Origin of the sequence: Actinoallomurus iriomotensis, assembly GCF_030269445.1 — a bacterium.
Lineage (GTDB): Bacteria > Actinomycetota > Actinomycetes > Streptosporangiales > Streptosporangiaceae > Actinoallomurus > Actinoallomurus iriomotensis.
In genome coordinates this window covers 153,673-175,503 of sequence record NZ_BSTJ01000006.1, presented here as the reverse complement: position 1 = coordinate 175,503, position 21,831 = coordinate 153,673, and the positions used below count along the sequence as shown (strand labels likewise).

Here is a 21,831-nt window from a genome sequence, read left to right as displayed (position 1 = left end):
GTCACTCCCACTCGATGGTGCCGGGCGGCTTGCTCGTGATGTCCACGACGACCCGGTTGATCTCGGCGACCTCGTTGGTGATGCGCGTGGAGATGCGCTGCAGGACCTCGTTCGGCAGCCGTGCCCAGTCGGCGGTCATCGCGTCTTCGCTGGTCACCGGGCGCAGGACCACCGGGTGACCGTACGTGCGGCCGTCGCCCTGCACGCCCACGGAGCGCACGTCCGCGAGCAGCACGACCGGGAACTGCCAGATGTCGCGGTCGAGACCGGCCCGGGTGAGCTCCTCCCGGGCGATCGCGTCGGCCTCGCGGAGCAGGTCGAGCCGCTCGCGCGTGACGGCGCCGATGATCCGGATGCCGAGGCCGGGGCCCGGGAAGGGCTGCCGCCAGACGATCTCCGAGGGCAGGCCGAGCTCCTCGCCGAGCCGGCGCACCTCGTCCTTGAACAGCGTGCGCAACGGCTCGACCAGGGAGAACTTCAGGTCTTCGGGCAGCCCGCCGACGTTGTGGTGGGACTTGATGTTGGCCGCGCCGGTGCCGCCGCCGGACTCGACCACGTCCGGGTAGAGCGTGCCCTGCACGAGGAACTCCACCGCCTCGCCGTGAGCGTCGACGATCTCGCGGGCGGACTCCTCGAAGACCCGGATGAACTCCCGGCCGATGATCTTGCGCTTCTCCTCGGGGTCGGTGACCCCGTCGAGCGCGGACAGGAACCGGCTGGAGGCGTCGACGACCTTGAGGTCGACGCCGGTCGCGGCGACGAAGTCCTTCTCGACCTGGAGCGCCTCGCCCTTGCGCAGCAGCCCGTGGTCGACGAAGACGCAGGTCAGCTGGGATCCGATGGCCCGCTGGACGAGCGCGGCGGCCACCGCGGAGTCGACCCCGCCGGACAGCGCGCAGATCGCCCGCTTGTCGCCGACCTGGGAGCGGACGGCCTCGACCGACTCCTCGACGATGTTGACCATGGTCCACGACGGGCGGCAGCCGGCCGCGGCGAGGAAGTGCCGCAGCACGGTCAGCCCGTGCTCGGTGTGCATGACCTCGGGGTGGAACTGCACCCCGTAGAGGCGGCGCGCCGGGTCCTCCATCGCGGCGACCGGGGCGCTCGCGGTACGGGCGGTCACCATGAACCCGGCGGGCGGCGCGCTGCAGGTCACCCGGTGCGACATCCACACCGACTGCTCGGCGGGCAGGCCGGCGAGGAGCGTCCCCTCGTCCACCACGGTCAGGTCGGTACGGCCGTACTCGGCGATGTCGGAGTTGGCCACCATGCCGCCCAGCTCCCGCGCCATCGCCTGGAAGCCGTAGCAGATGCCCAGGGTCGGCACCCCGGCCTTGAACAGGCCGTCGGGGACCGGCGGCGCACCGGGCTCGTACACCGACGCGGGCCCGCCGGACAGGATGATCGCCTTGGGCCGCTTGGCCAGCATCTCGGCGACCGGCATGGTCGAGGGCACGATCTCGCTGAACACGTGGCACTCACGCACACGCCTGGCGATGAGCTGCGCGTACTGCGCCCCGAAGTCGACAACGAGGACCGTGTCGAAGGACTGCTCGACTGACTCGACGGACACCAAGAACGCCTTTCGGAGTCGCGGGATAGCCACAGTCTAGTGGTGAAACGACGAACGTTTTCCCTCGTAGGAGCCCATACTGATCGGGTGATCACGGCGGAGGACATCGAGGCGCAGCTGGGCGAACTCGCCGACCCGGCCCGCGCCGTACAGGAAAAACGCTATCTGAAAAGCGACCTGCGCCACCTGGGAGTACGGGTTCCCGCCCTCAGGAAGCTCGCGATCGCCGCCGCCACCGATCTCACCCGCGAGGAGATCCTCACTCTGGCCGAGGAGCTGTGGAGCGCCCCGGTACACGAACGCCGGATGGTCGCGATCGAGGTGCTGAGACGGGGCGTCCCGCTGCTGATCGCCGACGATCTCTCCTTCGCCGAACGGCTGATCCGTGACTCGCTCAGCTGGGCATACGTGGACACGCTCGCCGAAAAGATCGCGGGCGGCCTGGTCACCCGGCATCCGCAGCTGGCCGGCACGCTCGACCGGTGGGTCGGCGACGACGACTTCTGGATCCGGCGCAGCGCCCTGCTCGCGCTGCTCCCGGGCATCCGCTCCGGCTCCGCCGACCTGGAGCGCCTCGCCCGGTACGGCGACGCGCTCGTCGCGGAGCGCGAGTTCTTCATCCGCAAGGCCCTCGGCTGGGTGCTGCGCGAGCTGGCCAAGTCCGACCCGGCCTGGGTGCGGGCCTGGGTCCGCGACCACGTCACCGTGGTGTCGGGCGTGACCATCCGCGAGGCCGTCCGCCACCTCCCGGACAGCGACCGCGAGGCCCTGCTCGCCGCCTACCGGCGCTAGGGCCGGCTCTAGGGCTCGTAGCGCACTCTGGCCGCGCCGGAGCTCGTGGCCACGTCGATCCGGCGGCTCGAACCGTCGTCGCGGAGGCCCTCGTCGACTCGTACGTCCCCGGACGATGACGTGCCGTGCACCCGGTAACGGAAGCCGCGGGGCAGGGCGACGGTGACGGATCCGGAGCGGGCCGTGGCCTTCACCTGCTGTGGAGCGTCGGCGAAGCCGAGCCCCACGACCCCGGAGGTGGTTCCGACGTCCACCTGCGGCGAGGACAGGTCGGTGCCGTTGATCGCGCCGGAGTTCGCCCGCGCCCAGACGGGGCCGCGCGTCCGCTCGACGTTCACCGTTCCCGAGTGCGCCTGGAGACGGACGGCACCGGTGAGCCCCTGAGCCGTGATGGTCCCCGAGCTCACCGTGGCCCGCACGGTGACACCCGCCGGAACCCGTACATCCAGGTCGACGTCGCATCCGGAGCCGGAGAACAGGATCTCGCGCCCGCCGCAGTCCGTCTTGAGGACCAGTGTGTCGCCCTTCCAGGACAGTCCGACGTTCGGCCTGCCCATCGTCCATCGCAGTGTCCGCCCGACGGTCACCCGGCCGGGCGGCCCGGCGCCGACCGTCACCGAACCGCTGCCGGCCTCGATCTCGAGGGCGCTGATCGCGTGCCCGTACGAGACGGCCGGGAGCCTCTCGGTCTGGCGGAGGAGGCGACCCCAGAACTTCTCGCCGACGGGCACGATCACCGTGAAGGCCGTGACCGCGGCGACGGCGATCCAGACGCCCCGGCGGCGCGGCCGCTCGGCGCCGGTCATGAACCCTCCTTCGTCGGAGGGAGTGACCACCGGACCGTGCCTTCGATTCCCTCGCTCTGCTCGGTCATGAACCCACGCCCAGGAAGCGCAGCACGGCGAGGACGCGGCGGTGGTCGGCGTCGGCGGCCGGCAGGTCCAGCTTGGTGAAGATGTTGTTGATGTGCTTGGCGACGGCGCTGTCGCTGACCACGAGCGCCTCGGCGATGCCGCTGTTGGAGCGTCCCTCGGCCATGAGGGCCAGTACGTCGCGCTCGCGTGGCGTCAGGCGGTCCAGCGGGTCGCTGCGCCGCCGCAGGAGGAGCTGGGCCACGACCTCCGGGTCGAGCGCGGTCTCCCCGGCCGCCACCCGGCGCAGCGCGTCGATGAACGCCGAGACGTCGGCGACCCTGTCCTTGAGCAGGTAGCCGACCCGGCTGGTGTTCGCCGCGAGCAGGTCCGCGGCGTACCGCTCCTCGACGTACTGCGACAGCAGCAGCACCGCGGTGTCCGGCCACTGCCGCCGGATCACGAGCGCGGCTCGCACGCCCTCGTCGCTGTGGCCGGGAGGCATCCGCACGTCCGCGACGACGGCGTCGGGCCGATGCTCCTCGACCGCGGCGAGCAGCGCCTCGGCGTCGCCGACCGCGGCCGCCACCTCGAATCCCGAGGTCTCCAGCAGCTTGATCAGCCCGGCCCGGAGCAGGACCGAGTCCTCGGCGATCACAACGCGCACGGCAACTCCACGGTGAGGACGGTCGGCCCGCCGGCCGGGCTGTTGATCCGGAACGTACCGTCGACCGACCCGACGCGCTGACGCAGGCCGGTCAGGCCCGTGCCCTTCGACGGCTCCGCACCGCCGATCCCGTCGTCGGTGATGACCATCCGCAGGACGTCTCCGTCGCGGGCCGCGACGATCCGCACCTGCTCGGCCCGCGCGTGCCGGACCGCGTTGGTGAGCGCCTCGGAGGCGACGAAGTAGGCGACAGCCTCGACCGTCGGTGAGGGGCGTTCGGGCACGTCGACCTGCAGCCGCACGGGGAGGGGCGCTCGCGCGGCGATGCCGGACAGCGCGGCGTCCAGCCCGCGGTCGTCGAGGACGGCCGGGTGCAGGCCACGGACGACGTTGCGCAGGTCGGTCAGGGCCTCCTTGGCCTCCCGGTGCGCTTCGGCGATCACCTCCATGGCGTCGTCGGGTACGCCGGTGAGGGTCTCGCGGGCCAGCCCGAGGTTCATGGCGAGCGCGACCAGCCGCTGCTGTACGCCGTCGTGCAGGTCGCGTTCGATGCGCCGGCGTTCGGCGTCCGCGGCGTCGACGACGCCGGCGCGGCTCTCCGCGAGGTCCTCGACCCGGCGTTCGAGCTCGTCCGCCCGGCTGGGCCCCAAGAGGGCGAGCGCGACCCGCGTGTCCAGCCGGACGATCGCGCCGGCCAGCCCCGGGGCGATCAGCAGCAGAACGACGCCGCCCGCGTTGAGGAGGCCGTCGGTCACCGCGTGCCCGGTCAGCGCGAGCGGGCTGGACGGGCGGAGCGCCCACGAATAGGTGTTGAGCAGCGCCAGGGGAAGACCGGTCGCCCACATGGCGACGACCAGCAGCCCACCGGTGGCGATGACGGGCCCCACCAGGAGGTGGTACGCGAGCTGCCGCCAGGTCGTGGGCGAGCGGACCATCGCCGCGACGGCCCCGCGGCCGAGACGTTCGCGGGGGACGGCGGGCACGTCCAGGCCGAGCAGGGCCCAGAACCGGTGTCGCTGGACGGCGGTCAGCGGCCGGAGCGCGGCCATCGGCAGCCCGACCGAGATCACGAGCGCGAGCAGGACCCCGGTCGTCGAGACCGCGAACAGCCACGGCACCGAGAAGATCGCCAGCGCGGTGAAGTGGACGGGCACCCCGGCCGTGACGAACGTCGTGTTCCGCCACGCCCAGGGTGACCACGGAGCGTGCGCGTTCCCCCAGTGGAACGCTCGCCGCGCCGGGAGCGTGATCGCCATGCCAGGACCCTAGTTTCCGCACTTTGTCGGCTGCAATGTCGTTTCTCGCAGTTTTCATGGTGAAGCTAGCACTACCCCCACGTCGGATATCTCCGTTACTGACGGTGATGGCGGCGACCGGCACATTGGTGATCGTCCCGGAACGGCCGGGTTCAGAAGGAGACCGCACCAATGATCACCTGCGTCAGGCCCGCGCCCGTGTCCTCCGAGACGCCCGTTGACCTGCCGTCATCCGCACGGTGGCGCGGCCGGGTGCGCTGGGTGGGGCTCGGCCTGATCGGTTCGGGACTCGCGCTGATCCCGTGGCTGGTCGTGCTGGCCGTCGGACTCCCCGCCAGTACGACCGCCGCGCACTGGTCGACCGCGTGGGTGGGGCTGGACGGCCTGGAGGCGATCGGCCTGATCACGACGGGAGTGCTGCTGAACCGGCGCGACCCCCGCCGCTGCCTGGCGGCGGCGGTCACCGCGACCCTGCTGACCGTCGACGCGTGGTTCGACGTCACCACCGCGGCGCCGGGCGCCGACCAGGCGACGGCGATCGCGATGGCCGCGTGCCTGGAGATCCCGCTGGCCGTCCTTTGCGCCGTACTGGCCGCCCGCACGGTCCCGCGCGCGTGAGACCGTCACGGGGTGACGATGTCGAAGTCACGATCGGCGTCGTCGAGGAACCCCAGCAGGGTGGTGAGGGCCTGGCGGTCGCCAGAGGTCTGGACGTCGTCGTGCAGGCTTCCGGAGGCGACCAGTGCGAGCAACCGCGGCTTGGTCAGGGTCACCGTGAGGTCGGCCGGGGTCACCTCATGCGGCCGGGTCTGGGTGAGGACCCCGTTGACCAGGCTGATCCTGATCTCTTCGTCGAGGTCGGTGAGGTTCCAGTCGATGGTCAGGCGGGCGTCCCAGGCGGCGGGGCCGTTGACGCGGACGGCCAGGGAGTCGAAGATCTGCTCGACGCTCAGCGCGCCGGCGACGTCGGGGCCGGCGCCGTCGAGGGGGTTCGCCGGCTTGCCTCCGCGCAGTTCGGCGGCGCCTTGCAGGTAGAAGTTCCGCCACGTGCCGTTCTCGCTGCCCTGGCCGAGCCTGTCGTAGACCTTCGCCAGGAGTTCCCTCGCGGCGTCGTGGGCCGGGTCGGCGAACACCACGTAGTTGAGGATCTGGGCGGCCCACCGCCATTCGCCGGCCTCGAAGGCCTCCTCTGCCCTGGGCAGGATGTTCTCCGGGCCGCCCATCAGTTCCACGTGCCTGCGCGCCGACTCCTGCGGCGGGAGCTCCCACAGGTGCGCGGGGTTACCGTCGAACCAGCCCATGTAGCGCTGGTAGACGGCCTTGACGTTGTGGGACACCGAGCCGTAGTAACCGCGGGTGTGCCACACCCGGTCCAGCGCCGGCGGAAGCTCGAACATCTCGGCGATCTCCGGGCCGGTGAAGCCCTGGTTGAGCAGCCGCAGCGTCTGATCGTGCAGATAGCCGTACAGGTCACGCTGCTGGGAGAGGAACACGGTGAGCTCGCGGGTGCCCCACGTCGGCCAGTGGTGCGGTGGCGCTCTTGGGCAGCGCGGAGCCGTACATGAAGATCGCCCGCCGGTTCATCGCGGTCCCGGCGTAGACGTTCTCGGACACGGCATGCTCCAGCGGCGGCATGACACTCATGGCGATCTCCTCGGAAACGAGCCAGCGATCAGTGCGCTGCTCTGCCGATTTCCGGCATCGCCTCGGCTCAGAGCCACCAGAAGGTAACGAGGCGCCTCAGGCGCCGACGGCGACTCTCCTGCGGTGCAACCGGTTTACACCTGGGTGGGTAGCTTTTCCGGCGTACGGGCGGTACTCAGTTGATCATGGCTTCTGATCATGTACCGCAACGGGAGATCGCGAGATTAATACGGCTCGCCGGAGGTGTCGTGCTGCTCGCCGGAGCGTTCGTGCCCGGCCTGGCCGGGGCCGCCGGAGCCCAGCCGATCCACCGGGCCGCGACCTGCTCCAGTACGAGCCCGTCGGACTTCAACGGTGACGGGTTCACCGACGTGGCCGTCGGCGAACCCGGAGCGAACGTCGGCGCCGCCGCCCAGGCCGGCGTCGTCCACGTCAGGTACGGCGTCGCCGGGAAGACCGGGGGCGGCGAGGACACAACGGTCACGCAGGCGGACACGGGTGAGACCGCCGAGGCCGGGGACCGGTTCGGTTCGGTCCTCGCCGTCGGGTACGTCGACGGCGACGGGTGTGCCGACCTGGTCGTCGGCGTACCGGATGAGGACGTGGGCTCGGCCGCGGACGCGGGCGTCGTCCAGGTGATCTACGGATCGCCGGACGGGCTCGGCCGTGGGGAGCCGTCGCGGGTCATCCGGCCGGGCGCGGACGGGGTACCGGGGACGGCGGCGGCCGGCGACCGGTTCGGCGCCGCGGTCGACGTGACCGGACCGGGTTTCGTCGCACACGCGATGGTCGTGGGCGCCCCGGGCCGCGACATCGGCACGGCCACCGACGCCGGGCAGGTGACCTATGTTCCCTTCGTGTCCGGGCACCCGGGCACCGCGGCCGCGATCAGCCAGGACAGCCCGGGAGTCGCCGGTGCCGCGGAGTCCGGTGACCACTTCGGCGCCGCGGTGGCGCTGAGCGGGGTGAAGGGATCCAGCACCGGCATCGCGGTGGGCGCACCGGACGAGGACATCGGCACGGACCAGGACGCCGGTTCGGTGACGGCGATCCCGGACCCGGCCGACGCCACGATGACCAGCTACGCCTACAACCAGGACAGCGCGGGCTTCAGCGGCGCCGTGGAACCGGGCGACCGGTTCGGCGCGAGCCTCTCCTCGGCCTTCCCGTCGACGGACGGGCCGTTGCTGGCCATCGGCGTACCCGGGGAGGACATCGGCACGATCGCGGACGCCGGCATGGTGCACGTCCTGTTGACGAAGGCCTTCACCGAGGTGGCCGCGCTCAGCCAGGACACCCCCGAGGTGCTGGACCAGGCCGAGGCGGGCGACCGGTTCGGCGCCGTCGTGGCACTCGGCCGCGAGCAGGCCTTCGCCCGTCTCCTCGTCGGCATTCCCGGAGAGGACCACGGCGGCGTCGCGGACTCCGGCGCCGTTCAGGAGTTCTCGGTCGGCGACCCGACCGAGAACGCTTTCATCGAGCAGGAGACCTTCGGCGGCGTGTCCGAACCGGGCGACCACTTCGGTGCCGCGGTCGCGTACGCCGGCTCCCGCTACCTGCCCACGATGATCATCGGCGTCCCCGACGACCGTACGGAGCCGGCCGGCGTCGTCTACACCGCCCCGAGCAAGGTGGACGGTGACGTCGATCCTCCGCCGCCGACCGATCCGCAGCAGAAGTGGACGGCGACGGACGGCACCGGCTACGGCGCCGCCATCGGAGCGACCGTCTCCTGACCGGACGGGCCGGCCGGGCTGCGTGCCCGGCCGGCCGCGTTGCTCCTGGTCAGGCGGGTGAGATGGGCAGGCGCAGTGCCGCCGGAGCGTCGGCGGGCACGACGGCGGCCTTCGGGGCGACCGGGGCCAGCCGCTCGTACGCGGCGCCGAGCTCCGGGCGCGGGTCCTCCTCGCCCTGGTTCGGCCAGAACGCCATGGCGCGCTCGGCCTGGGCGGTGATGGTCAGCGAGGGGTTGACGCCCAGGTTGGCCGACACGGCCGAGCCGTCCACGATGTGCAGGCCCGGGTGGCCGTACACCCGGTGGTAGGGGTCGATCACGCCCTCTTCCGGCGAGGCTCCGATCGTGCAGCCGCCGATGAAGTGCGCCGTCGTCGGGATGTTGAACAGGTCCAGCCACGTGCCGCCGGGCATGCCGCCCATCTCCTCGGCCAGCATCCGTACGGCGCGGTGGGCCTCCGGGATCCACGTCGGGCTCGGCTCGCCGTGGCCGCGTCGGGCGCGCATGCCGCGGCCGGACGGCGACGGCACGACGGTGATCGAGTTGTCTCGGGTCTGCATGACCAGGGCCACGATCGTCCGGCGCGACCAGTCGCGGAGGTTCGGCAGGCGGACGAGCTGGTGGGGGTGGGTCACCGCCTGACCGACGAACTTGGCCCATCGGGGCGTACGGCCCCCGCCGTCGATCAGCAGCGACCGGAGCGCGCCCATGGCGTTCGAGCCGGGCCCGTAGCGGGTCGGCTCGATGTGGGTGTGGTCGTCCGGGTGGAACGAGGAGGTGATCGCGACGCCGCGCGAGTGGTCGTCGCCCTTGCGGCCGAACCGCTCGACGCCCAGGATCGCCTCGGAGTTGGTCCGGGTGCGGACGCCGAGCCGGTCGGACAGATGGGGCAGCGCGCCGACCGTCCTCATCCGGTGCAGCAGGCGCTGCGTGCCGTACGTCCCGCCGGCCAGCACGACGTGCTCGGCGGTGAGCGTGCGCCGCCACCGGCGCGACCGCCGGCCCGTGCGCGTCACCTCGACCGTGTAGCCGCCCTCCGCCCGCGGGCGTACGGCCGTCACCGTGGTCATCGGCAGGACCTTCGCGCCCGCGTGCTCGGCCAGGTAGAGGTAGTTCTCGGTGAGCATGTTCTTGGCGCCCACGCGGCAGCCGGTCATGCACGACCCGCACTCGGTGCACGTCGTACGACGGGGGCCGGCGCCGCCGAAGTAGGGGTCCTCGACCCGCTCACCGGCCTTCTCGCCGAAAAGGACGCCCACCGGGGTGCGGTGGAAGGTCTCGCCGCGGCCCATCCGCTCGGCGATCCGCTGGATCGCCTGGTCGGCGGGCGTCATCGTGGGGTTCGTACGGACGCCGAGCATGCGGCGGGCCTGGTCGTAGAAGGGCGACAGCTCGGCCCGCCAGTCGGTGATGTGCCGCCACTGCGGATCCTGGAAGAACGGCTCCGGCGGCTCGTACAGGGTGTTGGCGTACACCAGCGACCCGCCGCCGACGCCCGCTCCGGCGAGGACGAGGACCCGCGAGCCCTTCTCCCCGCGCAGCAGATGGATGCGCTGGATGCCGGTCATGCCGAGGCCGGGCGCCCACAGGTACCTGCGGGTGCGCCAGGAGGTCTTGGGCAGGTCGCGGTGGCGCCTCCCCGGCTCGCCGTCCGGGTCGTCGAACCGCCGGCCGGCCTCGACCACGGCGACGCGGTACCCCTTCTCGGTCAGCCGCAGCGCCGCGACGCTGCCGCCGAACCCCGAGCCGACCACGATCACGTCGTAATCCATGCGGGCTCCTACCTGAGGCGCAGGCGTTTCATCGTCTTCAGGCCACGGCTGAGCAGCGCCGCGTACTTCTCGTAGGGCATGCCCATGACCGGTTCGAAACCGAGCCAGTGCTGGCTCGCAACGGTCTGGACCTCCGTGTACTTCAGCAGGCCCTCCGCACCGTGCCGACGGCCCACACCGGAGTCCTTCATACCGCCCATCGGCGCGTCGTAGGACCCGTATGCCGAGGCGTATCCCTCGTTGATGTTGACCGTGCCGGCCTTGATCCGTACGGCGAGGCGGCGCGCGCGGCCCACGTCGCCGCTCCAGATGCTGGCGTTCAGCCCGTAGGCGGAGTCGTTGGCGAGCTCGACGGCCTCGTCCTCGTCGCGGAAGGGGTACAGCGCCACGACCGGTCCGAACGTCTCGGACCGGCACAGCTCCATCTCGTCCTCGACGCCGGTGAGCACGGTCGGTTCGAAGAAGTACGGCCCGGTCTCGGGGCGGGGCCGGCCGCCCGCGAGCACCTTGGCGCCCTTCTCGACCGCCTCCTCGACGTGCCGGACGACGGTGTCGAGCTGCCGCTGGGAGGTGAGCGAGCCCATGTCGGCGTCGTAGCCGGCGCCGAGCCGCATGTTGCGCACACGGTGGGCGAAGCGCTCGGCGAACCGGTCGAAGATCTTCTCGTGGACGTAGAGCCGCTCGATCGAGATGCAGAGCTGACCGGCGTTGGCGAAGCACGCGCGGACCGCGCCCTGGGCGGCCTTCTCGATGTCGGCGTCGTCCAGCACGATCATCGGGTTCTTGCCGCCGAGTTCGAGTGAGTAGCCGATCAGCCTCCTGGCGGCCTGTTCGGCGATGGCGCGGCCGCCCCGCGTCGAGCCGGTGAACGCGACGTAGTCGGCCGCGCCGACCAGCGGCTCGCCGATCTCGGCCGGGTCGCCGACCACGACCTGCCAGATCTCGGGCGGCATCCCGCACTCGACCAGCAGGTCGAGGGCCCACAGCGCGGTGAACGTGGTCTGGGTGTCCGGCTTGTGGACGATCGTGTTGCCCGCGAGGAGCGCCGGCACGGCGTCGGGCACGCTGAGCGCGAGCGGGTAGTTCCACGGCGAGATCAGCCCGACGACGCCCTTGGGATGGCGGACCTCGATCGTGCGGGTCGCGAGCGGCATCAGGCCCTGGCGGTGGTGCGGCCGGAGCAGGCCGGGCGCGTGCCGAGCGTGGTAGAGCGTGCAGGCGGCCGCGTCCATGACCTCCTCGAACGCGTGCCGGCGCGCCTTGCCGGTCTCCAGCTGCAGAATGTCGAGGATCTCCTCCCGCCGGTCCAGCACCGCGTCGTGGAAGCGGATGAACGGCGCGGCGCGCTCGGCCGGCGACCGGCGCGCCCACTCCCGCTGCGCGGCACGGGCGCGCTCGTACGCGGTCGCCACGTCGTCCGGGCCGGAGACCGGCAGCTCGGCGAGCGCCTCTCCGGTGAGCGGGGTCCGTACGGTGGTGGTCCGCCCGCCGGAGACGACGCGGGCGGCCAGCCGATCGAGGCCGTCCGGTACGGGGGGCGCCTTGACGTCGGGGGCCTCGCCGGTCCCCGCGTCGGGCGCTTCGGCGGGGGACGCGGCGGTGGAGCTCATGGACGAAGCGTAGAACGTGGTTCGGCGGTTGGCTACCGCCCGGTAACCAAGACGTCCGTTTTGGGGTGCCGGACAAGCCTCAAAGTGGATTTCGGCCGACTCAAGCACCGCCGAGCCGCACTCAACTTTCGTTTCTACTGGTGCGTCTTGAGAAAACCTTGTATCCCGGTGTTGGAGGGGTGACCGGTAGTCGACGGAAGGGCAAGGATGATCTCCGACCCGCAGGAACGCGCCGTCCCAGAAGCGGTGAGACGGACGTCTCGTCAGGAGAAGCGCGCCCAGACACGGGAGGCGCTGCTGGACGCGGCGGAGCGGCTGTGGGCCAAACACGGCATCCGGGGAGCGTCGCTGGATGAGATCGCGGCGTCCGCGGGCATGACCAAGGGCGCGGTGTACTCCAACTTCGCCGGCAAGACCGACCTGATCCTGGCGCTCCTCGAGCGGTACACCCAGCTCGAGTTCGGGCGGCGCACCTCCTCGACCCTGCGCGACCAGGGCCGCCCGCGCGCCGACCGCTGCGCCGACGCGGGCCGCCACTACGCCAGCCGGCTGTCCGCCGAGGAGACCCGGATGAAGGCGCTGCTGCTGATGGAGCTGTGGCTCTTCGGCATGCGCGACTTCTCGGCCGGCTGGCGCATCGCCGACTGGTACCAGAGCCACCGCGAGGGGCTCGCCGCGGGGCTGCGGGCGGGCGGCGACGACCTGTCGGCCGCGGACCGCGCGTCGCTGGCGATGGCGATCGAGTTCGGGCTGGCGCTGCAGCACCTGCTCGACCCCGACCGCGTCCCGGCGGAGCTGTACGGCCCGGGGATGGACCTCGTCCTGGGGCCCGCCATGCCGTGAGTCCCGGAGGTCACGCCGCGGTGCGCCTCGCGCGGTGCAGCAGGTACGCCGCCGAGCCGATGGAGCCGATCGAGCCGACGAGGGCGAGGGTCAGCGCGGGGCCGGCGGACATTCCCGACGTCTGACAGGCCCCGTCCGAGGTGCACACACTCGAACCGCCCCAGAACAGGAGGTACCAGGCGGCGACGGCCAGACCGCCGGGGAAGACCAGCGTGCCGATCAGCTTGTCACGGCTCGTCCAACGGGCCGAGGCCCACAGCAGCACCACTCCGGCCAGCCAGCCGAGCACCGGTAGCACGATGCCGCCGATCAGCAGGAGGACCACCGTCACCAGTTCGAGGGCGCCGACCGACAGGCGCCCGGCGACCTCCTCGCCGGCCGGAGCCGATCCCGCTCCCGCCTCACGAGCGATGTCCTCGGGTTCACCGAGACGGTCGAGGATGGTACGCACCGTGGCCTCACCCTGGTCTTGGGCGCCGGACAGTGTGACGGTGATGTGTTCTCTGATCTGGGCGAGCAGTTCGACCCGCCGGGCCTCGGGCAGTGTGCGCGTAGGCCCGTTCAGAAAATGTCGTGCCGGGAGACCGCGAACCGTCAGGGGGCCGGGGTCACTCGCGGCTGCGGTCGGCCTGCTCCGGGTCCGGCGGTTCCAGTACTTTCTCGGGCACGGAGTCGGCGCTCTTGACCGTACGGCCGTGCTTGAACACCGCGTCGAAGTTCCCGGCGTACTCCTGCTCCAGCTGCGCGTCGGCCACGGTGATCATCGCTTCGTCGTGGCCGTGGAAGCCGACGGTCGTGTAGTTGTTGCTGCCGGTGAAGACGACCTCCTGCGGCCGGCCCTGGTACCGGCCGTCGATCAGCAGGTACTTCGAGTGCGCGTACGTCGTGCGGCCGCCCTCGGTGAGGTAGCGGGTCTCGGGACCCCCGTGCCGCCCGCCCTTCTTGGTGAGGGCGCGCAGGGTCCCCGGTCCGATGATGTCGAACACGACCTGCACCCGGCAGCCCGCGTCGTCCAGCTTCCACAGCCGCCGCGCGATGGACGCCACCGTGAAGTGGCCGAGGCTGAGCCTGATCCGGGTGCCGCCGGCGCAGGAGACCTGGTCGAGCGCCTGGCCGATCGGGTTGCCCTTGGCCCAGGGAAAGAAGTCCAGGCGGTACTTCCCGGCCTGCACGGTGCGGTGGTAGTCGAGCTTGTGGTGCTGGGCGGCCAGGTCCTGAAAGTAGGACAGGTAGGCGGCGTAGACCGCCGGGTCCCGCAGGACGAGCGCGTCGTTCCACTGGGTGTCGCGCGCGCCGTCGGTGGCGTTCGCGGAGGTCTGCACGACCATGTCCTGCGCGTCGCCCGTGGTGGAGAACAGGAAGAATTTGTTGTGGTTGAACTCCGGCCCGATGCAGCCCCGGTCCTCCTCGCACACGACCACCCAGGAGGCCTTCTTGGTGTCGGTGCCGAGCCCCCGCTTGAGGCGCTTGAAGGCGGCGTACGCGGTTGACTCGTGGTCGAGCACGACCTGCACGCTCACGTGCCGCTTGGCGGCGGCGACGAGTTGCGCGGCGGTGTCCATGCTGGAGAAGTGATACATCGCGATGGCGATCCGGCTGCCCTTGGGCGTCCCGGCGATCAGGCGGGCGACGCGGCTGGCGATCGCGTCGCGCTTCGCCGTGCCGCTGACCGGAGAGTTGAAGATCGGCCCGGTCTGCGGGCTCGGATCGGACCCGCCGGGCCGGGCGTGGGCGGCCGCGGGCGCTGCGGTGACGGCGGCGGCCAGCACCGAGGCCGCGATCACGGCCCTGGCGGCCGGCACGAACTTCGCCACACGGACTCCCGAAGAGGACACTAAGCGTCAAAGCACGCAGAAGGCGCTTGAAGTGCCGAAAGCGTACATGAGTTACGGGTGCCCATAACAGCCTTATACGGTCAAGAGTTATCCCGAACCTCCAGGTCAGCGGGATACCTCTCCCCGACTGCGCCGAGTCAGGCGGGTTTCGCTGGCACCAGCCGGAAGGCGTCTTGGTCCACCCGGCCAAGGGGGCTCCGGCCCATCGAGGCGGCGCCGCGATGATCTTTAACGTGGTCAAGCGCAACCGGCGCCGTGTCGCCGCCGTCGTCGCGCTCAGCGGTCTGGCACTGCTGGGCGGCCTCGCCTCCCCCGCCGCGGCGTTCGCGGCGCACACCGGCGACCGGCCCGCCGACGTGGTCCAGCAACGTCTCGACGCGCTGGTCGGCGACGACGCGGGACATCACGGTGCGGCAGATCCTCCAGCACACCAGCGGGCTGCCCAACTACACGAACCTGTTCGCGCAGCGCCTCCTGCCGTACCAGCACACGTACTTCGCGTCGCACCAGCCGCTCGCGATGGCGTTCAGCCAGAAGGCGCCCTTCGCGCCCGGCACGAACTCACGAACCACATCGTGGAGAAGGTCACCGGCCGCCCGCTGGGCGAGGAGATCACCAGGCGGGTGATCGAACGCGCCGGCCTGCGGCACACGTACTTCCGCACCCCCACGGGTACCACCATGACGCCGAAGGCGGCACTGACGACGTCACCAACGAGGATCCGTCCCCGGGGCTGGGCGGCCGGCCAGATCATCTCCGCGCCGCGCGACGTCAACCGCCTGTTCTCCGCGCTGCTCGTCGGCCGGCCACCGCCCGCGGCCCAGCTCAAGCAGATGCGGACCACGGTGCCCGCCCCGGCGCCGGGCAACGGCGTCCGGTACGGACTGGGCCTGACCAGCACCCCGCTGACCTGCGGCGGCGTCGCCTGGGGCCACGGCGGCGACTTCCCCGGCTACCACGCCAGCGACGCCGTCACCACGGACGGCCGGGCCGCCACCATCGCCGTCACCGAACTGTCCGGCAGCCCGGCGCGGCCGCAGCACCTGACCACCGACATCGACACCGCACTCCGCCAGTGACCCTCCCCCATGAGCCTCGCCATCGGCGGCGGCCCCGAACGGCCGGCGCCGTACCGGCGTGCAGGCAACCGATCTACCTGGAATCGGCGCCCGCGTCTCCGGCTCGGCTTTCCGGAGGCGCGGGCGCCGTCATGATCCGGCGCCAGACCTCGATGGACGTCTCGGCGGCCTGCGCCAACTGATCGCCGGGGGAGCGGGAGGCCTGATAGAAGGTCCGCTCGGTCATCCAGCACAGGGCGCGGGCCAGGGCCGCGGCCTCCTGGGGCCCGTCCCCGTCGGGCACGCCCGCACGTGCGAGCACGCCCCGCATCGTCGCGGTGAACAGCTCCACGGTCTCATCCCACGCGGTGCCGATCTCCGGGTGTACGGTGCCGTACTCGACGGCGGCGCGCATCACCGTGCCGTGGTCGCGCCACATCTTCTCGACGCTCTTGACCGCGCGCTCCATGGCTCCGACCGGCGAGGACGCCAGGTCGTCGGCGGTGATCGACGCCTCCTTGCGGATCTCGGCCACCGTGCGGCGGACCAGCGCCGCGAGCACCTCGTGCTTGGAGCCGAAGTAGAAGTACATCGATCCGCGGGAGATGCCGGCCCCCCGGGCGATCGCGTCGACCGTCATCCGCTCCAGGCCGGTCTGTTCAAGAAGTACTTCCGCCGCGTCGAGGAGCGCCTGCTCCCGCCGGTCCCCCTTGCTCGGAGCGCCAGCTCGCCTGCCCATTGTTTCCTCCCTGACCACCGAAGAGGCTACCGTAATCTGCATAGTGCTGAAAAAAGTCTGCGATGTGTAGAGTTAGGGCCATGGACAAGACATTCCTGATCACCGGGGTCAGCAGCGGTCTGGGCCGCGCCTTCGCCGCCGGCGCCCTCCGGGCTGGTCACACCGTCGTCGGGACGGTGCGCAAGCAGGCCGACGCCGAAGAGTTCGCAGCTCTGAGCCCCGAACGCGCCCACGCACGCCTCCTCGACGTCACCGACGAGGCGGCGGTCCACTCCGTGGTGGAGGACGTGGAGGCCTCCGTCGGCCCCATCGAAGTACTGATCGCCAACGCCGGCTACGGCGTGGAGGGGACCTTCGAGGAGACGCCGCTGAACGAACTCCGCGCCCAGTTCGAGGTCAACGTGTTCGGCGCTGCCGCGACCGTACGGGCCGTCCTGCCGTACATGCGCGAGCGCCGACGCGGACACATCCTCGCCGTGACCTCGATGGGCGGCCTGGCCGGCTTCCCCGGCGTCTCGGCGTACTGCGGCAGCAAGTACGCGCTCGAAGGCATCCTCGAAGCGGTCGGCAAGGAGGTCATCGGGTTCGGCATCCATGTCACCGCCATCGAACCCGGTTCCTTCCGCACCGACTGGGCCGGACGCTCGATAGTCCGCGTGCCGCGCAGCATCCCCGACTACGACGAGATCTTCAAACCGATCCGCGCGGCCCGGCAGGCGGCCAGCGGGAACCAGCTCGGCGACCCTGACAAAGCGGCGGCTGCCGTCCTGCGCATCCTCGACGAGCCCGACCCGCCCGCCCACCTGGTGCTCGGCTCCGACGCGTTGCGCCTCATACGCGGGGCTCGAGCGAACCTGGACAAGGACCTGGACACCTGGGAGGAGCTGTCCCACTCGACCGACTTCCCCGACGGCCACCAGATCGCCTAGCGCCTCGGACGGCTCCCGAGCGCCGGCAAGCTCAGAACGCCGTCAGGGAGTCATCGTGGGGACGATGTCCGGGACGCCACGGCGAGTCGCGTCGGCTTCCAGGTCGCCCTCCTGCTTCTGGGAGATGCGTTCGGCTTCGACGCGCTTCTCGTAGTACTCGATCTCGCGTTCGGTCTGTTCGTCGGACCAGCCGAGTTCGGGGGCGAGGAGTTCGGCGACCTCGCGGGCCACGCGGACGCCGCGGTCCCACGTTTCGATGGAGATCCTGGTGCGGCGGGAGAGCACGTCGTTGACGTGCCGGGCGCCCTCGTGGGTGGCGGCGTAGACGATCTCGGCGCGCAGATAGTCGTCGGCGCCCTCGATCGGGCGGCCCAGGTCGGGGCGTTCGCGGATCAGGGCCAGCAGGTCCTCCGCCAGCGTGCCGTACCGGCGGAGCAGATGCTCGATGCGGGCCACGTGCAGGCCCGAGGACTCCGACAGCCGGTGGCGGGAGTTCCAGAGCGCCTGGAAGCCGTCACCGCCGACCAACGCGACCTGGTCGGTGCACGAACCCGGCACCTTGCCGTCCAGGCCGTGTGCCACCGCGTCGACGGCGTCCTTGGCCATGACCCGGTAGGTGGTGTACTTGCCGCCCGCGACGACGACCAGGCCGGGGACCGGATGCGCCACGACGTGCTCGCGTGACAGCTTCGACGTCTCGTCCGACTCGCCGGACAGCAACGGCCGCAGTCCCGCGTACACGCCCTCGACGTCGTCGTGCGTCAGCGGCACGTTGAGCACCGCGTTGACGTGTTCGAGGACGTAGTCGATGTCGGCCTTGGACGCCGCCGGATGCGCCTTGTCCAGGTCCCACGGCGTATCCGTGGTGCCGATGATCCAGTGCCGGCCCCACGGGATCACGAACAGGACCGACTTCTCCGTCCGCAGGATGATGCCGCTGGCGGAGTGGATGCGGTCCTTGGGCACGACGAGGTGCACGCCCTTGGAGGCGCGTACGTGGATCTGGCCGCGGCCGCCGACGAGCTCCTGGATGTCGTCGGTCCACACGCCGGTGGCGTTGACGACCTGCTTGGCGCGGACGTCGGTCTCCGTCTCGGATTCCAGGTCGCGGATGCGCACGCCGGTGACGCGCTCGCCCTCGCGCAGGAAGCCCACGGCCTGCGTGCGCGAGACGATCTGCGCGCCGTACTCCGCCGCCGTGCGCAGCAGCATCGTGACGTAGCGGGCGTCGTCCACCTGGGCGTCCCAGTATTGGATGGCGCCGACGAACGAGTCGCGCTTCAGCGACGGCGCGACCTTCAGCGCCTTCGTACGGGTGAGGTGGCGGTGGTGGGGGACGCCGCGCGCCGTGCCCATCGACAGGGACAGGCCGTCGTACAGCGCGACGCCGGCGCCGATGTACGCGCGTTCCCACACCCGGTGCGTCATCGGGAACAGGAACGGCACCGGGTGTACGAGGTGCGGGGCGATGCGGCTCAGCAGCAGACCGCGTTCGGTGAGCGCCTCGCGTACGAGCTCGAAGTCGCGCTGTTCGAGGTAGCGCAGCCCGCCGTGGATGAGCTTGGACGACCGTGAGGAGGTGCCGGAGGCGAAGTCGCGCGCCTCGATGAGTGCCACGGACAGCCCGCGCGTCGCCGCGTCGAGCGCCACACCGGCGCCGACGATGCCACCGCCGACCACGACGACGTCGAACTCTTCGGCGCCCATGCGTTTCAGCGCCGTCTCGCGCTCGGCGGGACCGAGACGCGAGGTGCCGAGTCCGTTCACCGACTGCCCATCTGCCATTGCGCACTCCCTCGCGTCGTCTGCACCGACCACGCTATGACGGTGTCACTTCAGCCACAAAGCAGGTGTTCAGTGCGGTGCGACGACGACCTGCACGCGCTGGAACTCCTTCAGGTCGGAGTATCCGGAGGTCGCCATGGCACGGCGTAGCGCGCCGATGAGGTTCATCGAGCCGTCGGCGACGTTGGAGGGACCGTAGAGGATCTGCTCCAGCGTGCCGATCGACCCCACGTCGAGCCGGGTGCCGCGTGGCAGCTCCTCGTGGTGCGCCTCGCTGCCCCAGTGGAAGCCGCGGCCCGGCGCCTCGGCGGCCCGCGCGAACGGAGAGCCGACCATGACCGCGTCGGCGCCGACGGCGAGTGCCTTGGCGATGTCGCCGGACTGCCGCATGCCGCCGTCGGCGATCACGTGGACGTAGCGTCCGCCCGACTCGTCGAGGTAGTCGCGCCGGGCGGCGGCGACGTCGGAGATCGCGGTGGCCATCGGCACCGCGACGCCGAGCACCGTGCGGGTCGTGTGCCCCGACCCGCCGCCGAACCCGACGAGCACACCCGCGGCGCCGGTGCGCATCAGGTGCAGCGCGGCGGTGTAGGTGGCGCAGCCGCCGACGATCACCGGCACGTCGAGGTCGTAGATGAACTGCTTGAGGTTGAGCGGCTCCGCGCGGCCCGAGACGTGCTCGGCGCTGACCGTCGTGCCGCGGATGACGAAGAGGTCGACCCCGGCGTCGATGACGGCCTTGTGGTACTGCGCGGTGCGCTGCGGCGACAGCCGGGCCGCCACGGTCACACCCGCGTCGCGGATCTCCTTGATGCGCTGCCCGATCAGCTCTTCTTTGATCGGCTCGGCGTACAGCTCCTGAAGCCGCTTGGTCGCGGTGTCGTCCTCCAGCGAGGTGATCTCGGCGAGCAGCGACTCGGGGTTCTCATAGCGGGTCCACAGGCCTTCGAGGTCGAGCACGCCCAGCCCGCCGAGCCGCCCGATCGCGATCGCGATCTCGGGGCTGACCACGCTGTCCATCGGGGCGACGACCAGCGGCATCTCGAACCGGTACGCGTCGATCTGCCAGGCGACGCTGACCTCTTCGGGATCGCGCGTGCGGCGGGAGGGGACGATGCCGATCTCATCGAGCTCGTACGCCCGGCGGCCGCTCTTGCCCCGCCCGATCTCAACCTCAGCCATCTGGTGTCCCTTTCCATGGCTCGGCCGCGACCACCCTGTGGTCACGGCCGAGAAGTCTTTCTTTCAGCGGACCTGGTAGTTGGGCGCCTCGACCGTCATCTGGATGTCGTGCGGGTGGCTCTCTCGCAGACCCGCCCCAGTGATCGGCATGAGGACCGCGTTCTCCTTCAGATCCGTGATCGTGCGGGAGCCGGTGTACCACATCGCCTGGCGTAGCCCACCGACGAGCTGGTGCGCGACGGCCGCGATCGGCCCGCGGTAGGGCACCTGGCCCTCGATGCCCTCGGGGATGAGCTTGTCCTCGCCCTCGACGGTGTCCTGGGAGTAGCGGTCCTTGCTGTACGAACCGCCGCGCTCGCGGTTTTTCATCGCGCCGAGCGAGCCCATGCCGCGATAGGTCTTGTACTGCTTGCCGTTGATGAAGATCAGCTCGCCGGGGCTCTCCTCGCAGCCCGCGAGCAGGGACCCCAGCATCACCGAGTCGGCCCCGGCCGCGATGGCCTTGGCGATGTCACCCGAGTACTGCAGGCCGCCGTCGCCGATCACCGGCACCCCGGCGGGACGGCAGGCCAGCGCGGCCTCGTAGATCGCGGTCACCTGGGGCGCGCCGACGCCGGCCACCACCCGCGTCGTACAGATCGAGCCGGGACCGACCCCGACCTTGACCGCGTCGGCGCCCGCGTCGACGAGCGCCTGGGCTCCCGCGCGGGTCGCGATGTTGCCCGCGATGACGTCCGCACGAGTGTTGGCCTTGAGCTTGGCGACCATGTCGAGCATGCCGCGCGAATGGCCGTGGGCGGTGTCCACGACGATGACGTCGGCCCCCGCCTCGACCAGCGCGCGGGCGCGCCGCTCGGCCTCGTCGCCCACGCCCACCCCGGCGCCGACGATCAGCCGGCCGGCGGAGTCCTTGGTGGCGTCGGGGTACTGCTCGCTCTTGGTGAAGTCCTTGACGGTGATCAGCCCGCGCAGCCGGTCGCCCTTGTCGACCAGTGGGAGCTTCTCCACCTTGTTCTTGCGCAAGAGGGCGAACGCGTCCTCACGTGACACGCCGACCGGGGCCGTGACCAGCGGCATCGGCGTCATGACCTCGCGTACGGGACGGGAGGTGTCGGCCTCGAACCGCATGTCGCGGTTGGTCACGATGCCGACCAGGACGCCCTGCTCGTCGGTCACCGGCACGCCGGAGATGCGGTAGTGGGCGCACAGGCGCTCGACGTCGGCGAGCGTGTCGCCGGGCGAGCACGTCACCGGGTCGGTGACCATGCCCGCCTCGGACCGCTTGACCAGGTCGACCTGGAGCGCCTGTTCTTCGATCGGCAGGTTGCGGTGCAGCACGCCGAGGCCGCCCTGACGGGCCATCGCCACGGCCATCCGGGCCTCGGTGACGGTGTCCATCGCCGCGGAGACCAGCGGGATGCGCAGGGTCACCGAGCGGGACAGCCGGGTCGTCGTGTCGGCGTCGCCCGGCCCGAGATCGGAGTAGGAGGGCACGAGCAACACGTCGTCGTAGGTGAAGCCCTGCGGAGCGAACTTGGCGGGCTCGGGCGCGGAAGTCAT

Annotated in this window: 22 protein-coding genes; 7 read left to right on the top strand and 15 right to left on the bottom strand. The window is 71.2% G+C overall.

What is annotated here, in order from left to right:
• Window position 1: 1 nt before the first annotated feature.
• The gene (gene guaA, locus QSK37_RS24675) at window positions 2-1,573 is read right to left on the bottom strand and encodes a glutamine-hydrolyzing GMP synthase (RefSeq protein WP_285582546.1); all 1,572 of its coding nucleotides are present in this window, start codon (window positions 1,571-1,573) and stop codon (window positions 2-4) included.
• 87 nt (window positions 1,574-1,660) lie between these two features.
• On the opposite strand from guaA, the gene QSK37_RS24670 reads away from it, so the two are divergent.
• Window positions 1,661-2,365, top strand: coding sequence for a DNA alkylation repair protein (locus tag QSK37_RS24670; protein ID WP_285625305.1), 705 nt, complete (start codon window positions 1,661-1,663; stop codon window positions 2,363-2,365).
• 8 nt (window positions 2,366-2,373) lie between these two features.
• Here QSK37_RS24670 and QSK37_RS24665 read toward each other — a convergent pair whose 3' ends face one another.
• From QSK37_RS24665 to QSK37_RS24655, 3 genes are all read right to left on the bottom strand, one after another.
• The gene (locus QSK37_RS24665; RefSeq protein ID WP_285625303.1) at window positions 2,374-3,171 is read right to left on the bottom strand and encodes a DUF4097 family beta strand repeat-containing protein; all 798 of its coding nucleotides are present in this window, start codon (window positions 3,169-3,171) and stop codon (window positions 2,374-2,376) included.
• A gap of 64 nt (window positions 3,172-3,235) precedes the next feature.
• A complete protein-coding gene (locus tag QSK37_RS24660; protein WP_285625300.1) occupies window positions 3,236-3,883 on the bottom strand; it encodes a response regulator in 648 nt (215 codons plus the stop codon).
• Window positions 3,871-5,139, bottom strand: coding sequence for a sensor histidine kinase (locus tag QSK37_RS24655; RefSeq protein WP_285625298.1), 1,269 nt, complete (start codon window positions 5,137-5,139; stop codon window positions 3,871-3,873). Before QSK37_RS24655 ends, QSK37_RS24660 begins: the two co-directional genes overlap by 13 nt.
• A 171-nt stretch (window positions 5,140-5,310) precedes the next feature.
• Between QSK37_RS24655 and QSK37_RS24650 the strand changes: the two genes are divergently transcribed.
• Complete coding sequence (locus QSK37_RS24650; RefSeq protein WP_285625296.1) at window positions 5,311-5,757, top strand: hypothetical protein; 447 nt, start codon at window positions 5,311-5,313, stop codon at window positions 5,755-5,757.
• A 5-nt stretch (window positions 5,758-5,762) separates the two neighbouring features.
• Here the strand turns inward: QSK37_RS24650 and QSK37_RS24645 are convergent, their stop codons facing one another.
• Window positions 5,763-6,632: an alkyl sulfatase dimerization domain-containing protein gene (locus QSK37_RS24645; protein ID WP_285625294.1), complete on the bottom strand. Its 870-nt coding sequence runs from the start codon at window positions 6,630-6,632 to the stop codon at window positions 5,763-5,765.
• A complete protein-coding gene (locus QSK37_RS24640) occupies window positions 6,610-6,783 on the bottom strand; it encodes a hypothetical protein (protein ID WP_285625291.1) in 174 nt (57 codons plus the stop codon). Before QSK37_RS24640 ends, QSK37_RS24645 begins: the two co-directional genes overlap by 23 nt.
• Before the next feature lie 185 nt (window positions 6,784-6,968).
• Here QSK37_RS24640 and QSK37_RS24635 point away from each other — a divergent pair, with 185 nt between their 5' ends.
• Window positions 6,969-8,519 (top strand): FG-GAP repeat domain-containing protein, encoded by a 1,551-nt coding sequence (locus tag QSK37_RS24635; RefSeq protein ID WP_285625288.1) that lies wholly within the window; start codon window positions 6,969-6,971, stop codon window positions 8,517-8,519.
• Window positions 8,520-8,568: 49 nt separating this feature from the next.
• Here the strand turns inward: QSK37_RS24635 and QSK37_RS24630 are convergent, their stop codons facing one another.
• Both QSK37_RS24630 and QSK37_RS24625 read right to left on the bottom strand, forming a co-directional pair.
• Window positions 8,569-10,290, bottom strand: a complete 1,722-nt coding sequence (locus QSK37_RS24630) for a GMC oxidoreductase (protein ID WP_285625285.1) — start codon at window positions 10,288-10,290, stop codon at window positions 8,569-8,571.
• Window positions 10,291-10,298: 8 nt separating this feature from the next.
• The gene (locus QSK37_RS24625; protein ID WP_285625283.1) at window positions 10,299-11,900 is read right to left on the bottom strand and encodes a succinic semialdehyde dehydrogenase; all 1,602 of its coding nucleotides are present in this window, start codon (window positions 11,898-11,900) and stop codon (window positions 10,299-10,301) included.
• 246 nt (window positions 11,901-12,146) lie between these two features.
• Here QSK37_RS24625 and QSK37_RS24620 point away from each other — a divergent pair, with 246 nt between their 5' ends.
• Entirely contained in the window at window positions 12,147-12,743 is a 597-nt protein-coding gene (locus tag QSK37_RS24620; RefSeq protein ID WP_285625280.1) for a TetR/AcrR family transcriptional regulator, read from the top strand.
• 10 nt (window positions 12,744-12,753) lie between these two features.
• Here QSK37_RS24620 and QSK37_RS24615 read toward each other — a convergent pair whose 3' ends face one another.
• The 3 genes from QSK37_RS24615 to QSK37_RS24605 all read right to left on the bottom strand — a co-directional run bounded on the left by QSK37_RS24615 (window position 12,754) and on the right by QSK37_RS24605 (window position 14,982).
• Entirely contained in the window at window positions 12,754-13,287 is a 534-nt protein-coding gene (locus QSK37_RS24615; RefSeq protein ID WP_432705602.1) for an HAAS signaling domain-containing protein, read from the bottom strand.
• A gap of 64 nt (window positions 13,288-13,351) precedes the next feature.
• On the bottom strand, window positions 13,352-14,557 hold the full coding sequence (locus QSK37_RS24610; RefSeq protein WP_285625275.1) for a phospholipase D-like domain-containing protein: 1,206 nt from the start codon (window positions 14,555-14,557) through the stop codon (window positions 13,352-13,354).
• Window positions 14,558-14,715: 158 nt separating this feature from the next.
• Complete coding sequence (locus QSK37_RS24605; protein ID WP_285625272.1) at window positions 14,716-14,982, bottom strand: hypothetical protein; 267 nt, start codon at window positions 14,980-14,982, stop codon at window positions 14,716-14,718.
• Between the two features lie 4 nt (window positions 14,983-14,986).
• Here QSK37_RS24605 and QSK37_RS51490 point away from each other — a divergent pair, with 4 nt between their 5' ends.
• Both QSK37_RS51490 and QSK37_RS24600 read left to right on the top strand, forming a co-directional pair.
• Window positions 14,987-15,205: a hypothetical protein gene (locus QSK37_RS51490; protein ID WP_349497985.1), complete on the top strand. Its 219-nt coding sequence runs from the start codon at window positions 14,987-14,989 to the stop codon at window positions 15,203-15,205.
• Complete coding sequence (locus QSK37_RS24600) at window positions 15,154-15,657, top strand: serine hydrolase (protein ID WP_349497984.1); 504 nt, start codon at window positions 15,154-15,156, stop codon at window positions 15,655-15,657. The genes QSK37_RS51490 and QSK37_RS24600 overlap by 52 nt, the downstream gene beginning before the upstream one ends.
• Window positions 15,658-15,730: 73 nt before the next feature.
• On the opposite strand, the gene QSK37_RS24595 is transcribed toward QSK37_RS24600, so the two are convergent.
• The gene (locus QSK37_RS24595; protein ID WP_285625270.1) at window positions 15,731-16,375 is read right to left on the bottom strand and encodes a TetR/AcrR family transcriptional regulator; all 645 of its coding nucleotides are present in this window, start codon (window positions 16,373-16,375) and stop codon (window positions 15,731-15,733) included.
• A gap of 80 nt (window positions 16,376-16,455) precedes the next feature.
• On the opposite strand from QSK37_RS24595, the gene QSK37_RS24590 reads away from it, so the two are divergent.
• A complete protein-coding gene (locus QSK37_RS24590) occupies window positions 16,456-17,304 on the top strand; it encodes an oxidoreductase (protein WP_285625266.1) in 849 nt (282 codons plus the stop codon).
• Between the two features lie 42 nt (window positions 17,305-17,346).
• On the opposite strand, the gene glpD is transcribed toward QSK37_RS24590, so the two are convergent.
• The 3 genes from glpD to guaB form a co-directional block, all read right to left on the bottom strand.
• Window positions 17,347-19,089 carry a glycerol-3-phosphate dehydrogenase gene (gene glpD, locus QSK37_RS24585; RefSeq protein WP_285625264.1) on the bottom strand — a complete coding sequence of 581 codons (1,743 nt, stop codon included), beginning with the start codon at window positions 19,087-19,089 and terminating at the stop codon, window positions 17,347-17,349.
• A 69-nt stretch (window positions 19,090-19,158) separates the two neighbouring features.
• Window positions 19,159-20,271: a GuaB3 family IMP dehydrogenase-related protein gene (locus tag QSK37_RS24580; RefSeq protein ID WP_285582575.1), complete on the bottom strand. Its 1,113-nt coding sequence runs from the start codon at window positions 20,269-20,271 to the stop codon at window positions 19,159-19,161.
• 63 nt (window positions 20,272-20,334) lie between these two features.
• A complete protein-coding gene (guaB, locus tag QSK37_RS24575; protein WP_285582577.1) occupies window positions 20,335-21,831 on the bottom strand; it encodes an IMP dehydrogenase in 1,497 nt (498 codons plus the stop codon).

What these genes read in the sequence shown, in the direction of transcription:
- QSK37_RS24590 (WP_285625266.1), top strand. Translation starts at nt 16,456, where the DNA reads ATGGACAAGACATTCCTGATCACCGGGGTCAGCAGCGGTCTGGGCCGC.
- QSK37_RS24640 (WP_285625291.1), bottom strand. Translation starts at nt 6,783, where the DNA reads ATGAGTGTCATGCCGCCGCTGGAGCATGCCGTGTCCGAGAACGTCTAC.
- guaB (WP_285582577.1), bottom strand. Translation starts at nt 21,831, where the DNA reads ATGACTTCCGCGCCCGAGCCCGCCAAGTTCGCTCCGCAGGGCTTCACC.
- QSK37_RS24655 (WP_285625298.1), bottom strand. Translation starts at nt 5,139, where the DNA reads ATGGCGATCACGCTCCCGGCGCGGCGAGCGTTCCACTGGGGGAACGCG.
- glpD (WP_285625264.1), bottom strand. Translation starts at nt 19,089, where the DNA reads ATGGCAGATGGGCAGTCGGTGAACGGACTCGGCACCTCGCGTCTCGGT.
- QSK37_RS24665 (WP_285625303.1), bottom strand. Translation starts at nt 3,171, where the DNA reads ATGACCGGCGCCGAGCGGCCGCGCCGCCGGGGCGTCTGGATCGCCGTC.
- QSK37_RS24580 (WP_285582575.1), bottom strand. Translation starts at nt 20,271, where the DNA reads ATGGCTGAGGTTGAGATCGGGCGGGGCAAGAGCGGCCGCCGGGCGTAC.
- QSK37_RS24605 (WP_285625272.1), bottom strand. Translation starts at nt 14,982, where the DNA reads ATGTCCCGCGTCGTCGCCGACCAGCGCGTCGAGACGTTGCTGGACCAC.
- QSK37_RS24625 (WP_285625283.1), bottom strand. Translation starts at nt 11,900, where the DNA reads ATGAGCTCCACCGCCGCGTCCCCCGCCGAAGCGCCCGACGCGGGGACC.
- QSK37_RS24635 (WP_285625288.1), top strand. Translation starts at nt 6,969, where the DNA reads ATGGCTTCTGATCATGTACCGCAACGGGAGATCGCGAGATTAATACGG.
- QSK37_RS24595 (WP_285625270.1), bottom strand. Translation starts at nt 16,375, where the DNA reads ATGGGCAGGCGAGCTGGCGCTCCGAGCAAGGGGGACCGGCGGGAGCAG.
- QSK37_RS24630 (WP_285625285.1), bottom strand. Translation starts at nt 10,290, where the DNA reads ATGGATTACGACGTGATCGTGGTCGGCTCGGGGTTCGGCGGCAGCGTC.
- QSK37_RS24650 (WP_285625296.1), top strand. Translation starts at nt 5,311, where the DNA reads ATGATCACCTGCGTCAGGCCCGCGCCCGTGTCCTCCGAGACGCCCGTT.